The 14447-nt window shown below is 45.3% G+C and carries 14 protein-coding genes; 8 read left to right on the top strand and 6 right to left on the bottom strand.

What is annotated here, in order from left to right:
• The first annotated feature begins 8 nt into the window (after positions 1–8).
• The 5 genes from VFDL14_RS09655 (at position 9) to VFDL14_RS09675 (ending at position 3675) form a co-directional block, all read left to right on the top strand.
• On the top strand, positions 9–1727 hold the full coding sequence (locus VFDL14_RS09655; protein ID WP_032551685.1) for a proline--tRNA ligase: 1719 nt from the start codon (positions 9–11) through the stop codon (positions 1725–1727).
• Positions 1728–1938: 211 nt separating this feature from the next.
• Positions 1939–2607: a tellurite resistance TerB family protein gene (locus VFDL14_RS09660; RefSeq protein WP_032551684.1), complete on the top strand. Its 669-nt coding sequence runs from the start codon at positions 1939–1941 to the stop codon at positions 2605–2607.
• 119 nt (positions 2608–2726) lie between these two features.
• The gene (locus VFDL14_RS09665) at positions 2727–2930 is read left to right on the top strand and encodes a YaeP family protein (protein WP_032551682.1); all 204 of its coding nucleotides are present in this window, start codon (positions 2727–2729) and stop codon (positions 2928–2930) included.
• 2 nt (positions 2931–2932) lie between these two features.
• Positions 2933–3124 (top strand): DUF4250 domain-containing protein, encoded by a 192-nt coding sequence (locus VFDL14_RS09670; RefSeq protein WP_032551680.1) that lies wholly within the window; start codon positions 2933–2935, stop codon positions 3122–3124.
• 221 nt (positions 3125–3345) lie between these two features.
• Complete coding sequence (locus VFDL14_RS09675; protein ID WP_032551679.1) at positions 3346–3675, top strand: hypothetical protein; 330 nt, start codon at positions 3346–3348, stop codon at positions 3673–3675.
• A gap of 297 nt (positions 3676–3972) precedes the next feature.
• Here the strand turns inward: VFDL14_RS09675 and glyA are convergent, their stop codons facing one another.
• Complete coding sequence (glyA, locus tag VFDL14_RS09680; protein ID WP_032551677.1) at positions 3973–5223, bottom strand: serine hydroxymethyltransferase; 1251 nt, start codon at positions 5221–5223, stop codon at positions 3973–3975.
• Between the two features lie 346 nt (positions 5224–5569).
• On the opposite strand from glyA, the gene VFDL14_RS09685 reads away from it, so the two are divergent.
• The 3 genes from VFDL14_RS09685 to VFDL14_RS09695 all read left to right on the top strand — a co-directional run bounded on the left by VFDL14_RS09685 (position 5570) and on the right by VFDL14_RS09695 (position 8865).
• The gene (locus VFDL14_RS09685; RefSeq protein ID WP_032551676.1) at positions 5570–6172 is read left to right on the top strand and encodes a YitT family protein; all 603 of its coding nucleotides are present in this window, start codon (positions 5570–5572) and stop codon (positions 6170–6172) included.
• Between the two features lie 129 nt (positions 6173–6301).
• Positions 6302–7804, top strand: coding sequence for a winged helix-turn-helix domain-containing protein (locus VFDL14_RS09690; RefSeq protein WP_032551675.1), 1503 nt, complete (start codon positions 6302–6304; stop codon positions 7802–7804).
• Positions 7805–7947: 143 nt separating this feature from the next.
• Positions 7948–8865, top strand: a complete 918-nt coding sequence (locus VFDL14_RS09695) for a hypothetical protein (protein ID WP_032551673.1) — start codon at positions 7948–7950, stop codon at positions 8863–8865.
• A 120-nt stretch (positions 8866–8985) separates the two neighbouring features.
• Here the strand turns inward: VFDL14_RS09695 and treC are convergent, their stop codons facing one another.
• The 5 genes from treC to gmhB form a co-directional block, all read right to left on the bottom strand.
• Positions 8986–10677, bottom strand: coding sequence for an alpha,alpha-phosphotrehalase (gene treC, locus VFDL14_RS09700; protein WP_032551672.1), 1692 nt, complete (start codon positions 10675–10677; stop codon positions 8986–8988).
• A gap of 66 nt (positions 10678–10743) precedes the next feature.
• On the bottom strand, positions 10744–12168 hold the full coding sequence (treB, locus tag VFDL14_RS09705; protein ID WP_032551671.1) for a PTS trehalose transporter subunit IIBC: 1425 nt from the start codon (positions 12166–12168) through the stop codon (positions 10744–10746).
• Between the two features lie 193 nt (positions 12169–12361).
• Positions 12362–13306, bottom strand: a complete 945-nt coding sequence (gene treR / locus VFDL14_RS09710) for a trehalose operon repressor TreR (RefSeq protein ID WP_032551670.1) — start codon at positions 13304–13306, stop codon at positions 12362–12364.
• Between the two features lie 77 nt (positions 13307–13383).
• Positions 13384–13722: an MliC family protein gene (locus tag VFDL14_RS09715; RefSeq protein ID WP_050487429.1), complete on the bottom strand. Its 339-nt coding sequence runs from the start codon at positions 13720–13722 to the stop codon at positions 13384–13386.
• Between the two features lie 43 nt (positions 13723–13765).
• On the bottom strand, positions 13766–14317 hold the full coding sequence (gene gmhB / locus VFDL14_RS09720) for a D-glycero-beta-D-manno-heptose 1,7-bisphosphate 7-phosphatase (RefSeq protein WP_032551763.1): 552 nt from the start codon (positions 14315–14317) through the stop codon (positions 13766–13768).
• Between the last annotated feature and the right edge of the window lie 130 nt (positions 14318–14447).

Raw genomic sequence — 14447 nt, 5'->3', positions numbered from 1 at the left:
ACCATAGAATGCGTACCAGTAACTATCTTCTTTCTACTCTGAAAGAGACTCCAAACGACGCAGAAGTTATCAGCCACCAGCTGATGCTACGTGCAGGTATGATCCGTAAGCTAGCTTCAGGTTTATACACTTGGCTACCTACCGGTCTGCGTGTACTGCGTAAAGTCGAAAACATCGTTCGCCAAGAGATCGATAATGCAGGTGCAGTTGAGACTTTAATGCCCGTAGTGCAGCCGTTTGAACTATGGGAAGAGACTGGTCGCAGCGAAAAAATGGGCCCAGAACTGCTGCGCTTTACTGACCGTCACTCTCGTCCGTTTGTTCTTAGCCCAACAGCTGAAGAAGTGATCACTAGCCTAGTTCGTAACGAAGTAAACTCGTACAAACAGCTACCACTGAACTTGTACCAGATTCAAACTAAGTTCCGCGATGAGCGTCGTCCACGTTTCGGCGTAATGCGTGCACGTGAATTCAGCATGATGGATGCGTACAGCTTCGATATCGACAAAGCAGGTCTAGAAAAGTCTTACCAAGCGATGCACGATGCTTACTGTAAAGCATTCGACCGCATGGGTCTTGAGTACCGTCCAGTACTAGCAGACTCAGGTGCTATCGGTGGTAGTGGCTCTCAAGAGTTCCACGTACTAGCTGAAAGCGGTGAAGACCTAATCGCATTCTCAACAGAATCTGATTACGCAGCAAACATCGAGAAAGCTGAAGCACTTGCTCCAACTGAAGAAGCTGCGGCTCCAACTCAAGAGATGGAACTGGTTGACACTCCAAACGCGAAAACTATCGCTGAGTTGGTAGAGCAACACGGTCTAGCAATCGAGAAAACAGTTAAGACTCTATTCGTTAAAGCTTCTGATGAAGTAGATGCAGACATCATTGCTCTAATCATCCGTGGCGACCACGAACTGAACGAAGTGAAAGCGGAAAACCTTCCACAAGTTGCTTCTCCACTAGAGATGGCTTCTGAAGAAGAAATCCGTGCACTAGTTGGCGCTGGTCCAGGTTCACTTGGTCCTGTAGGCCTAGAGCTACCATTCATCGTTGACCGCTCTGTTGCTGTAATGAGCGACTTTGGCGCTGGTGCAAACGTAGACGGTAAGCACTACTTCGGTATCAACTGGGGTCGTGACGTTGAGCTTGCTCAAGTAGAAGATCTACGTAACGTAATCGAAGGCGACCTAAGCCCATGTGGTAAAGGTACACTTCAGCTTAAACGTGGTATCGAAGTGGGTCATATCTTCCAACTAGGTAACGTTTACTCACAAGCGATGAACTGTGGCGTGCTTGGTCCTGACGGTAAGAACGTTATCCTTGAGATGGGTTGTTACGGTATCGGTGTATCACGTGTTGTTGCTTCTGCAATCGAGCAGAACCATGATAAATACGGTATCATTTGGCCAGACGCACTAGCACCTTTCCAAGTTGCTATCGTTCCTATGAACATGCACAAGTCTGATGAAGTTAAAGAAGCAGCTGAGAAGCTATACGCTGAACTAACCGCTATGGGTATTGAAGTACTATTCGATGACCGTAAAGAGCGTCCAGGCGTAATGTTCTCTGACATCGAGCTAATTGGTATCCCACACACTATCGTGATCGGCGACCGCTCAATGAAAGAAGGCAACTTCGAATACAAGAACCGTCGCGAAGGCACTAAAGAAGCAATCGCAATGGACTCAATCGTTGAGCACGTAACTGCTCAGTTTGCTAAGTAAGCAGACCGTCATCGATTGAAGCAACACTCGATTGAACCTATGTTCGATTAAAACTCTAAAAGGCTGCCACATGGCGGCCTTTTTTGTACCCCTCGTCTTCTCCCTTTCTCCTAGGCTGAATGTAAATCATTGTAAGTTAATCCTCTGTTCATCTTCGGGAACGTATAGTGAATCTAAAGACAATTCCAATGTGTTTATTTCTGGAGGTTCCATGGATATTAAAAGTTTACTTAACCAAGCATTGCAATCGGATCTGGTAAAACAAGGCAGCCAAAAGCTGTCTCAAGGCTCCTCCAGCTTAAGCGGGCTGACTCAAGACAAAGGTAAACTCGGTGCGCTCGGTGCAGGAGCCATTGGTGGTGGTCTACTAGGCGCGTTAATGGGGTCTAAGAAAACCAAGAAAATCGGCAAAAAGGCGGTTGGTATTGGAGGCGCTGCAGCACTCGGCGCTTTAGCTTATAAAGTCTATAACGATTACCAAGCCAAACAAGGCACACCGGACTCATCTCCACAAGCCACCTTTGATGAACAAGATTCTAATCATAACCTGCTGATCCTGCGATCAATGATTGCCGCCTCAAAAGCGGATGGCCACGTTGATGAAGAAGAGATGGCGAAGATAGAACAAGCGGTTGAAAATATGGGCGCAGACTATCAACTGACCAAGCTGGTCTCTGAAGAACTGCATAAACCTTTAGACCCAAGTGACATTGCACAGCTCGCCACCAGCCCACAACAGGCTAGTGAAATCTATCTCGCTTCGTTGATTGTGGTGGATGAGCAGAACTTCATGGAGAAAGCGTACCTCAAAGAGCTCGCTCGCCAGTTAAACCTAGCCGATGAAGTGAAACTACAGCTAGAACAACAGGTCACCATTTAACCTCGTAAAATGAGATCTTGAGCAAGAACAAACTAAACTGAATATTCGTTGAATGCGCTTTGTTTTTGCTTTTCTCTGTGTGTATATTGAGAGAAGTTATCATTTAGTTAGGTATAGAAATGAAAGTATACGATTGTTGTGATTTAGTTCGTGAGCTTTATTCTCAAATCGGTAGTGGCGATCAAGGCTACATCCCTCAAGCTATTACATGTGCAGTGAAAACACTCAACGATTTAGCCGCAGACGAGTCTTTGCCACGCGAAGCGCGCGAACGTGCCGCTTTTGCTGCAGCAAACTTGCTAATCTCTGATTTCGAGGACTAGGCATGAACTTAGCGAATTTTGAAACCATGGATCCTGTGATGCTAATGAGCATAGTAAACATGAAGCTACGTGACGACTTCTCTGGCGACCTCGATAAACTCGCTAACTTCTTCGATATTGATAAAGCTGCACTCGAAGCAAAGCTCGCGACCGCAGGCTTTGAATTCCTACCAGAAGCGAAACAATTTCGATAAATCCTCGTATCGTCTAGATTGATAAAGGCCAACCTCGTGTTGGTCTTTTTTATTGACGCGAGTTAAAAGCAAAAAACTTATTATAAATTATCGATTTGTACCTATACTTTTATATCTTTACATCTACTTACGCTCCTTGAGTCGAAGCCTGTCGTTGTAAAAGCTACCCGAAGCAGGAAGCAAAAATCGTCGCTAAAAAGAATAAAGGTGAAGGATTAACAATGAAAAAACTCGGACTTTTTACTGTGTTCGCAGCAACGCTCATCACTGCAGGCTGCGCTTCCAATACTCAACAAGACAACTTTCGTGAAGCCTCTTTTGAACTCTGCAATACAGAAGTCGATCTCTATTCAGTGAGTCATGACGAAAGAGTTCGTATTGTCTGCTCAGATGGCTCCAAATTCGCCCTAAGCAATGAAGATACTCTAGAAATCATGCGCGATATCAACATCGACTACTGTGATGGCGAAGGCCTAGGTCAATTCAGTGAGAGCCGCCATTATTACTCATTCAAATGTAAATCAGGCACCCTACTCAGCATCAAAAAGTAGAACGAGCACACCGAACTACCCTCAAATACAAAAAAAGGCTCCTATAGAAGGAGCCTCTAATATCATCGTTTTTCAAAGTAGTTGTTTGAAATTCTAGGAGAGCACGCGAAGCTTACGAATGTAAGTGAGCATGCTCGACAACGCAGTACCTCAAAAACTAAAAAGGCCCCTATAAAGGAGCCTTCAAAATCATCATTTTTTCAAAGTAGATGAGCGAAGTTCAAGGAGCTCACACGGAGTTTGCGCTAGCAAATGAGTATGTGCGACACAGAAATTCGTTCACTCTACGAAGAAAAATTAAGCGTAAACCGGTAGACGCTTACAGATATTTAGTACTTTTGCTTTTGTTGCTTCGATAACAGACTCATCACCCATGTTATCTAGGATGTCACAGATCCAACCTGCTAGCTCTTTCGCGTCTGCTTCTGTGAAACCGCGACGAGTGATAGAAGGAGAACCGATACGGATACCTGACGTTACAAACGGGCTACGTGGATCGTTTGGTACTGAGTTCTTGTTTACTGTGATGTTTGCTGCACCTAGTGCTGCATCTGCTTCTTTGCCTGTGATGTCTTTGTCGATTAGGTCAACTAGGAACAGGTGGTTCTCTGTAGAACCTGAAACGATGTTGTAACCGCGAGCGATAAACTCTGCAACCATTGCTTTTGCGTTAGCAACTACGCGTGCTTGGTACTCTTTGAACTCTGGCTCTAGAGCTTCTTTGAACGCTACTGCTTTACCAGCGATAACGTGCATTAGAGGACCACCTTGGCCGCCAGGGAATACTGCTGAGTTCAGCTTCTTGTAAAGATCTTCGCCTTCGTTAGAAAGGATTAGACCGCCACGTGGGCCTGCTAGCGTTTTGTGCGTTGTTGTTGTAACAACGTGTGCGTGTGGTACTGGGTTCGGGTAAACACCTGCCGCGATTAGGCCAGCTACGTGAGCCATATCTACGAATAGGTAAGCACCTACTTTGTCCGCGATTTCACGCATGCGTTTCCAGTCACAGATTTGAGAGTAAGCAGAGAAACCACCGATGATCATCTTAGGCTTGTTCTCGATAGCTAGCTTTTCCATCTCTTCGTAATCGATTTGACCGGCTTCGTCGATGCCGTAAGGGATGATGTTGTAAAGCTTACCAGAGAAGTTTACTGGAGAACCGTGAGTTAGGTGACCACCGTGCGCTAGGCTCATACCTAGAACTGTATCGCCTGCGTTCAGTAGCGCCATGTATACAGCGTTGTTCGCTTGAGAACCTGAGTGAGGCTGTACGTTCGCGTACTCAGCACCGAAAAGCTCACATGCGCGTTCGATTGCTAGAGTTTCAACTTTATCTACGTACTCACAACCACCGTAGTAACGCTTGCCTGGGTAGCCTTCAGCGTATTTGTTTGTTAGCTGAGAACCTTGAGCTTCCATTACACGTGGGCTTGTGTAGTTTTCTGAAGCGATTAGTTCGATGTGTTCTTCCTGGCGAAGAGTTTCTTCTTGGATAGCTGCGAATAGATCCGCATCGTAATCAGCGATGTTCATGTCACGCTTAAGCATCTGTATCTCCTGACTCAGATTGTACTGAAAGTTTCAAAAAAACCACATAACGACCGAAAGCAAACGTTTTCGTCACCGTTCTAATGGGACGCATCATACATAATTTGATCTAGGTCATAAAGAGCTAATTGCAATTTTATCATGCAGTTTTTTCATAATGACATATAAGCTTCATCATACTTATGCGACACATCGCATCAGCACGCGACTTACTGTCAAGTTTTCGCTTTACACCCTGTAAAACGAATATTACATAGGTTTACCTTAATTTTGTGTCTCAAGCTACCGAAAATGCATGTTTTTCTCTACTATGCTCGCCTTTATTGGCTAGGTAATTATTAAAACGATGGAAAAACACTCACGTAAAGAAGATTGGGTTGCCATTCTTACAGGCACTTTCTTAGTTGCACAAGGCGTCTTCTTTTTACAGTCTGCTCAACTGCTTACTGGCGGTACCACAGGCTTGGCTCTTCTATTGAGTCAATTTCTACCTGTCACCTTCGGTGCGCTTTACTTTATCGCAAACTGTCCATTCTATATATTGGCGTGGAAACGTTTTGGACGTAATTTTGCCATTAGTAGTGCTTTTTCCGGTGCTTTAGTGTCTGTTTTTGCGGATCATCTGTACTTAGTCATCTCTCTTGATGCCCACAATGAAATTTACTGTGCGATTGCTGGCGGCCTGCTAATGGGGCTCGGTATGCTGATTCTATTCCGCCATCGCTCAAGCTTGGGTGGCTTCAATGTACTGTGCCTATACATCCAAGACCGTTATGGCATCTCAGTAGGTAAGACTCAAATGGCTATTGATGCTTGTATCCTATTTGCGTCGTTTTTCTTTGTATCACCTTGGATCATCGCTGTGTCGGTACTTGGCACTGCGGTACTGAACGTCGTGCTCGCGATGAACCACAAACCTACACGATACTCGGTTAGTTACAGCTCATAAGCTTGTTGGTTAGCGCTCACTTTCTCGATTTTGAGCCAGAATAAAGTTAGTGCTTTTATCCGGGATACTTAGCTGCTTTTTATAAACAAAGCAGCTAAAATCGTCTGCTTTTATGAAACACGGTTTCCTATGCAAGACTTCCTCGCTGCTGCTCAGGCTAACAATACCTCTATCGCCATTGCCGATCTGGTGTACAACCCTAGTACCCGTGAGTTAAGCACACCTCAAGAAGTCATCAACCTAGAGCCACGCTCAGTTGAGCTACTGGAGCTGCTGTTACGTCATGTTGGAGAGCCACTCTCAGCAGAACTGATCATCCAAGAGATTTGGCAAAGCAGCTTTATCTCTAAAAACGTTCTGACTAATCGAATCAGCACACTGCGTTCAATACTGCAGAAGCACCTCCCAGACAGCGACGCTACTAAAATATTAGTGACCTACCCGCGCAAGGGCTACTTTCTCAATCCTAGCTCTGTACGCCTAGATAACGCTGAAATCGAAAACAATGTGGAACCAAAGCCAGAGCATAACGAAACGGCTTCAAAGCCACCTTGGTTATGGTTGGTGACGCTCGTGTTACTCGCAAGCACCATCACGCTTGGCTATCTGTTGTGGCAATCCCCAAACCAGAGCTCTGAGCTTACCCGACAGCAACGTCTAATTCCTAAAGTCGAACTATTGCTTAGCCGCATCGATGCCGTCGGTGATAACGCTAGGCAATATCGAGCGTCTATTAAAGCCCTATTGTTACAACAGCAGATCGAATACTCCTACACAGATCTCGCAAATCAAGATGCACCAAGTTACTTCGTCGATCCAATAGACAATTCCCCGTTCTTCCCGGGCGCAAAAAACATGCGTACCAGCGATTACCTGTTGAACATCCAATTAAAAGATCAAGATGTCGACTCTCGCCTTGGCGCTCAGGTCAGCCTAATCTACCCAAGTTCGGGCAAACTGGCCTTTCGTGGCGTCTATACCCTCGATGTTGATAGCCTTAGTGACAGCCTGATGGAGATAAATCGAGATCTCGCAGACTACTTCGCGTTACCTCAGCCAGAAATGCCACATTGGTCTATCGATAACAGTCAGCTTAGTGCGTTACTGACTAAGCAGTTTATTGATTTAGAATCAATTGAGCTTAACTGCATGAATTCAACCTTGATGGCTCGCCACCTCGCGCTGTTCGAAACTGACCATCAGCGTTTAATCCGTTTTACCAACCGAGTGCAAACCCACTTTAAGTTACTTCCAGATGAGCTCAAACTGTGGCTTGGCGTCATCCATTTTAAGCTGCGCGATCTACCAACCGCCAAAGAGCTACTCACCAATCCATCTGGTCACTCGAGCATTGAGAATGCACTTATCTATATGATGATCTCTCACATCAGTTTTCAACAAGGCAACCTCGATAACTTTCGTTTGAACTACATGGAGTCTTTAGTCGCTCTGTTGCGAGTTATCCCTTCCGAAGAACTGTTTTCTAGACTCTCTCAACCGGAGTCAAAAGAGACCTGCCTGCAACCTTGGAGCAGCCTCAAGCTGAGCATCAAGGAGCCTTTGATCATTAGACAGTGGGAAAACCTAATGATTAACTACTGCGCCTCAGTAGGTGAAGAGTTCGCCAATTAAAAAATATAAAAACTTTAAAATCATAATCTTAAATATAAATTAAGATCTCATGTGACTTCGTTTTTTGCCCTCTAAACAACCAAAAACCTAGTATTCCGAGCAGTTTCGGCAAGCCTTGCCAGTTCACTTTAGGAATACACAACATGAATAAAACTCTGACTCTACTTACCGCTTCATTGGTTGCTCTGTACGGCTGTGGCGGCGGTGGTTCTTCTTCAGGTTCATCAACCGGAAACCAAAAAGGTCCAGACAACCAAACTGACTTTCCAATCAAGAATGCGCAGTTCGCGCCAAAGCAAAGTACAACTTTCAACTATGAGTTTGAGGTTGATGGTCAACCAGAAGGCAACATGTCGATGCTCTACGCTCCACTAAGTGCAGACGAACTCATCGAACACTTACAAGAGACCCCAGATAGCGAAGCATTACTGAAAGTTGTTCACGACCTTCGTAACTATGGCGTTAATCAATTCTATATGTCAGAAACTATCGCCAATGAAGATATAATGACAGCGGACTATACGTTCTACTTTGCAGGCACCGACAGCGCCCTTCATGAAATCACTGATACCTACTTTATCGATAGCCAGTACATCACAACCATTATGCGCAGCAGTCCTCTGTTCCGACTTACTGGTGCAGATGTAAAAGAGAGCAACCCGATCATCGATATCAGTGAAGAGACGGTATCCATCCAAGCAACTCTAGACGGTGAGGCTGTGATTAATATGCTCACTGACTTTGACGATCACCAATGGGTAAAGAACCTGCCTGCTAATGATTCTTGCAGTGTGGTGTGGCAACAACAAATCAATGAAACGGGTGTAAGAAAGAGCTTCACCGTTTCTGGAAAATCCATTGAAGCCGCCAACCTTACCGAAACCAACGAATACTACCTAAATTGCAACAGCGTGGATGACTCAATGCACTTTTCTAGCACAACTGAGCGTTGGTTTAACCCAAGCATTGGCCTTCTAACGCAAATCGAACTTCTCAACGCAGAAGGTACTGTGATTACTGAAGAGAAAGCGACCTTGACGGAAATTAACCAAGCCTCATAAACAAACGGTTAAACATATAAAAAAGAAAGGCTTTGAGGAGCACCGCAAAGCCTTTCTTGGACATCGAGCCCCTACCCTATCTAGGTGGGGGCCTATTTAGGGCAAGCCTATGGCTCAATATTACGCTTCGTTATCGATCAACAGAATGCGAGTCTCATAGGGACGCAGTACTTGGTGATGAGATGCCGCTGAGTTTTGAGTATCCGTATAGTTAGACAGTAGAGTCTTAGCGCGATTCATCGCAAAGCGCTCAGGAAGCACACACTCCGTCTCTTCACCGTAATAGTTGTTGATACATAACAGAGTTTGGGTTTCAGTCTGGCGAGCATACGCAAAAATGCTTGAGTGCTCTGGCAGCAAGTCTTGATAATCACCATCGGTGATCACTGACACTTCTTTGCGTAACTCAATCAATTTTTTGTAGAAATAGAACACTGAGTCGGAATCTTCAACTGCCTGTTTGGCATTCACTTCACGGTAATTGCTTGCGACTTCAAGCCAAGGCAGAGCCTTTGAGAAACCAGCATAATCCGAAGTATCCCACTGCATTGGGGTACGAGAGTTATCACGAGATTTCTGCGCCAGAATTGCCATCATATCTTGGTGTGAAACGCCTTGCTCGTTCACCATCAGCTGGTAGATATTGGTGCTTTCGACATCACGGTACTGAGCAATATCCTGGTAGCCAGGGTTAGTCATGCCAATCTCTTCACCTTGATAGATGTATGGCGTACCTTGCATCATATGTACTGACGCCGCCAACATCTTCGCAGATTCAACGCGGTAATTTTGATCGTCACCCAAACGGCTTACCACACGAGGTTGGTCGTGGTTACACCAGAAAAGCGCGCCCCAACCTTTGCCGTTGAGTCCACTCTGCCAATGGTTAAAGATCGACTTCAGCTGTAAGAAATCAAACGGCGCTTTAGTCCACTTTTCACCATTCGGATAATCCACCTTCAAGTGGTGGAAATTGAACACCATTGATAACTCTTTGTTATCTAGGCTTGAGTATTGCTGACAGTGTTCAAGGGTTGTCGATGACATCTCACCAACCGTTACGCTGCCGTACTTTTGGAACACTGCATCACTGATCTCTTGCAAGTATTCGTGAACTCGTGGGCCATCCGTGTAGAAACGGCGACCGTCACCAATATCATCGTTAGGGAAATCTTGCTGCTTAGAAATCAGGTTGATGACATCTAAACGGAAACCATCCACACCTTTTTCCGCCCAGTAACTGATGATCTCTTTGACTTCACCACGAACCTTAGGGTTTTCCCAGTTTAGGTCGGCTTGCTCTTTCGCAAATAGGTGCAAGTAGTATTGACCCGTAGCTTCATCTAGCTCCCAAGCATTACCACCAAACTTCGACTGCCAGTTAGTTGGTGCCTTGCCATCAACCGGATCTTTCCAAATGTAGTAATCACGATATGGGCTCTCTTTATCACCCAAAGCCGATTGGAACCAAGCATGGTGAGTGGACGTGTGGTTAACAACAATATCCATGATAATGCGAATACCGCGTTGGTGAGCCTCTGCCAACAATTGGTCAAAGTCCGCCATAGTGCCGAACTCTGGGTTTATCGCGTAGTAATCAGAAATATCGTAACCATTATCGACCATCGGTGATTGGTATACTGGCGTTAACCAAATGGCGTCTACACCCAGCGTTTTTAGGTAATCTAACTTTGATATCACCCCTTGAATGTCGCCAGTTCCTTTGGCGCCGCTATCGCAAAAACTCTTCGGATAAATTTGATAGATGGTTGCGGTCTTCCACCACATCGCATCACTATTCTGATTGGTCATCTCTACTCACTTACAAAAAGAAAAATGGAGCAACAGTGACTCAAACAACTGTTGCTCCCAATAAAATTAAGCACTTACTGCTGTTAACTCACCCTTAGCCTGCGCTCGCTTGTAGAAAAACAGTGTCAGGATGATTGGTACTGCAATCGCAACTGCCAGTGCCAACAGATAAACCGTCCAGTATTGAGGCTGAATCGAAAGGATGCCCGGCAAGCCGCCTACACCGATACCATTCGCCATCACTCCAGCGCCACCACAAATTGCAGCCGCTGCAGCACTACCTAGCATTGCACTCAGCATTGGGAACTTGTATTTCAAGTTGATGCCGTACATCGCAGGCTCTGTAACACCCAAGTAAGCTGAGATTGCTGCTGGGACTGAAATGTCACGCTCGCCTTCGCGCTTGCTCAAAATAATGATGCCGACAACTGCAGATGCTTGAGCCACATTTGAAAGAGCAATCAATGGCCAGATTGGTGTACCGCCAAGCTCTTGCATCAGTTGTAGATCTACTGCGTTGGTTGTGTGGTGAATACCCGTAATAACAAGTGGTGCGTATAGGAAACCGAAGATTGTTGAACCTAGAATCGCAAAGTCACCCGTCATGGCTGCTTTCGCAGCAAAAGCAACGCCGTCACCTAGTACACGACCAAATGGGCCGATGAACGCGTGAGCCAGAATTACAGAAAGAATGATAGATACGAATGGCACAACCACTAGGTACAGGTAAGCCGGAACAATGCGTTTGAGGTTAGTCTCAATGAAGGCCAACGCCACACCTGCTAGCATGGCAGGAATCACTTGCGCTTGATAACCAACTTTTTCAATGACAAACAGGCCGAAGTCCCATACCTCAGGCGCGGCTTTACCTATCATGTAGGCATTCATTAACTGTGGCGAAACCAAGGTGACACCAAGCGTGATACCTAAGATCGGTGTACCGCCAAGTTTCTTCACTGTCGACCAACACACACCGACAGGCAGGAAGAAGAAGATCGCTTCACCAATCAGCCATAGGAAGGAGTGAACCGTAGCCCAAAACTGGCTAAGCTCAACCAGAGTCTTACCATCGAACATACGAATGTCGCCGATGACATTACGAAAGCCAAGGATAAGACCACCAGTGATAATGGCAGGTAGCAGCGGTACAAAGATTTCGGCAAGGTGTGAAATACCGCGCTCTAGCACATTCATGTTTTGACGAGCTGCCAACTTCGCCTCATCTTTCGACGATTCTTGTTTGCCGGTCTGCTCAATCAGTAGCTTGTAGACCTCATCGACCTCAGTACCAACCACAACTTGGAATTGACCTGCGTTGGTAAAACACCCTTTTACTAAGCTCAGTTTTTCCAACTCAACCTTGTCTGCTTTGTCTGTGTCGTTCAACACAAAACGTAAGCGAGTTAAACAGTGGCTAACGCTTGCGATATTGTCACTACCACCCACTAACTCAATAAGACGCGTAATGTCTTGCTTCGCTATCTTACTCATACTACCCCACCCTGGTTCTCTTCGTTCTACACTCAAATTCAGATGAATTTGTTATTCATGGGAACATTCCCATGGATTGGTAAGTATAATGCCTGCATGATTATAAAATTAAAATGGGAACAGTCCCATTAATTGAATAAGATCACACTCTTCAGTTTAGTAAATAGACCTAGTTCACCCCAGAAATAAGGGGCTAAACGATGGGTTTTTGGGTGTGATGAGAGATAGGTGTTTGGCCAAGTAATTGAGATATCAATAATTTAGCAGCTAAAGTACCCGCCGATTGATAACCCGGATCAATACTAAATACACGTGGGAATAAAAATGAAAGCAGATCGTTGCCACCGACCCCTGTGACCACCACATCTTCACGTTGCAACTCTTGCAGACGCTTGATCACGCCAAGAGCCAATGTATCACTGGCACAAGCGATCGCTTGAGTCGTAGAGGTAAGCACTTGATCAACCAGTTGGTAAGCACTCTCATGGTGTAGAGCGCCAGTCTGGTAATTCGGCTCAATGTTGTTTTCACCACACCAGTTTAGGTAAGCATTCAGACGCAGTTCACCGGTCGATTTATCACTAGGGTCAACACCGATAAAGCCAATGTCTGATAAACCCTGCTCTTTCAAGTGCGCGAGAGCAGTGCCAATCACCTGCTGGTTATCGTAGTTAATCGAGGTGACATTCTCGGTATCTAATGCAATAACAACCGCGCGATGTTCCCACGATTCGATGGCCTCGATGTCACAATCGGTAAAGCCAAACACAATAATGCCATCGACGTTACGCTGCTTAAGAACCTGAAGATGCTCATTGGCTTTCTCGCGATCGAACAGACTCTCCATGATCACCACATCATAGCCAGCACGATACAGTTCTTCGAGCATAGTACTCACGGCTTTGTTCTCTGAAGGGGAATCTAGACGAGAGATGATCACACCAACCACTTTCTGGCTGCCGCCTCGCATTGATTGTGCAGATTTAGAGGGAGTATAGCCCGACTCCTGAATCACTCTCTCTACTCTTTCACGCGTTTCTGGCTTTACTTTGGGATCATTAGTGAGAACACGAGAAACCGTTGATTTGCCAACACCTGAAAGCTTTGCGATATCGAGTATAGTGAGTTTTTTTTGCATGGAGTCTTACATAGTTGTTTAGATAAAAAACGACAAGTGACTGCTTTTAAAGCCGCTTGTCGTCATGGAGTAGTAAATTATTGAATACGGCAGTTACGGTAAATAACTCGCCCTAGTTCAAGTCTGGCGTGCTCGCCTTTGGTAAACAGGGTAATACCATTCATAAGCTCTGCTGTACCGTCATCAAGAATGTATTTAGTACCGGAAGCCGAAACCACTTGTTTAAGTCGATACTGATTATCAGGGAGACGCAATAACGCTTTCTGATCACCATACGCGATATCAAAAGTCCGCTCAGATTCACATTGATAAGTGATGTATTCACCGCTGGAGAGATCTTGCTCAACCACCGCTGACTGAGAACACCCCACAAGCGTTGCCAATACCATAGCACCAACTGTAAATTGTCTCTTCATAAACACCCCTTTCGATTACAACAACCCAATTACTGTTGTTGAATTAACGCTTCAAGTAAGCTGGCACATCTGCAATGCTATCTAGGACCACGCTTGCTAAGGCTTCACCTTTTTCAGTTACTGGTTTACCTGTTCTAACAAGCACTTTAGTGCCAACGCCCGCAGCTTCTGCTGCCATCATATCTTCCGCTTTGTCGCCAATCATCACTGACTTCGCCATGTCGATCTTCAAGAAATCGCGCGCAGAAATGAACATTCCAGGCTTTGGCTTACGACAATCGCAGTCTTGCTTATATTCGCCAATACCGTGCTCTGCATGATGTGGACAGTAGTAAATGCCATCCAGCTCTACGCCGTTATCTACGAAGTTCCAGTCCATCCATTGAGTTAACGATAGAAAGCGGTCTTCGCTAAACATACCGCGAGCAATACCTGATTGGTTTGTCACCAATACTAAAAGATATCCCATGTCCTTGAAGGCTTTTGCCGCTTCAAAGACGCCGTCGATATACTCGAAATCATGCTCATCATGCACGTAACCGTGGTCTACGTTAATTACGCCATCACGATCTAAAAATACAGCCGGTTTTGACAAAATTTGGTTCTCAATCAACTCTCTATTAATCACTAATTATTGCACGCTTTAGTAGCTTCATCACCTGCTAATTACAGAGCTCGATATAGATATTTTTACGTTTAGACGTCTAGACGTAAAAATATCTATT

The sequence above is a fragment of the Vibrio fortis genome (assembly GCF_000695685.1).
In the GTDB taxonomy this organism is placed as follows: Bacteria; Pseudomonadota; Gammaproteobacteria; order Enterobacterales; family Vibrionaceae; genus Vibrio; species Vibrio fortis_A.
The sequence above is the reverse complement of the archived record's forward strand: the minus strand, read 5'-3'. Positions and strand labels throughout refer to the sequence as shown.

Bases quoted from the DNA above. Each gene is read 5' to 3' on its own strand.
- VFDL14_RS09655 (WP_032551685.1), top strand. From the start codon at position 9: ATGCGTACCAGTAACTATCTTCTTTCTACTCTGAAAGAGACTCCAAAC.
- VFDL14_RS09660 (WP_032551684.1), top strand. From the start codon at position 1,939: ATGGATATTAAAAGTTTACTTAACCAAGCATTGCAATCGGATCTGGTA.
- VFDL14_RS09665 (WP_032551682.1), top strand. From the start codon at position 2,727: ATGAAAGTATACGATTGTTGTGATTTAGTTCGTGAGCTTTATTCTCAA.
- VFDL14_RS09670 (WP_032551680.1), top strand. From the start codon at position 2,933: ATGAACTTAGCGAATTTTGAAACCATGGATCCTGTGATGCTAATGAGC.
- VFDL14_RS09675 (WP_032551679.1), top strand. From the start codon at position 3,346: ATGAAAAAACTCGGACTTTTTACTGTGTTCGCAGCAACGCTCATCACT.
- glyA (WP_032551677.1), bottom strand. From the start codon at position 5,223: ATGCTTAAGCGTGACATGAACATCGCTGATTACGATGCGGATCTATTC.
- VFDL14_RS09685 (WP_032551676.1), top strand. From the start codon at position 5,570: ATGGAAAAACACTCACGTAAAGAAGATTGGGTTGCCATTCTTACAGGC.
- VFDL14_RS09690 (WP_032551675.1), top strand. From the start codon at position 6,302: ATGCAAGACTTCCTCGCTGCTGCTCAGGCTAACAATACCTCTATCGCC.
- VFDL14_RS09695 (WP_032551673.1), top strand. From the start codon at position 7,948: ATGAATAAAACTCTGACTCTACTTACCGCTTCATTGGTTGCTCTGTAC.
- treC (WP_032551672.1), bottom strand. From the start codon at position 10,677: ATGACCAATCAGAATAGTGATGCGATGTGGTGGAAGACCGCAACCATC.
- treB (WP_032551671.1), bottom strand. From the start codon at position 12,168: ATGAGTAAGATAGCGAAGCAAGACATTACGCGTCTTATTGAGTTAGTG.
- treR (WP_032551670.1), bottom strand. From the start codon at position 13,306: ATGCAAAAAAAACTCACTATACTCGATATCGCAAAGCTTTCAGGTGTT.
- VFDL14_RS09715 (WP_050487429.1), bottom strand. From the start codon at position 13,722: ATGAAGAGACAATTTACAGTTGGTGCTATGGTATTGGCAACGCTTGTG.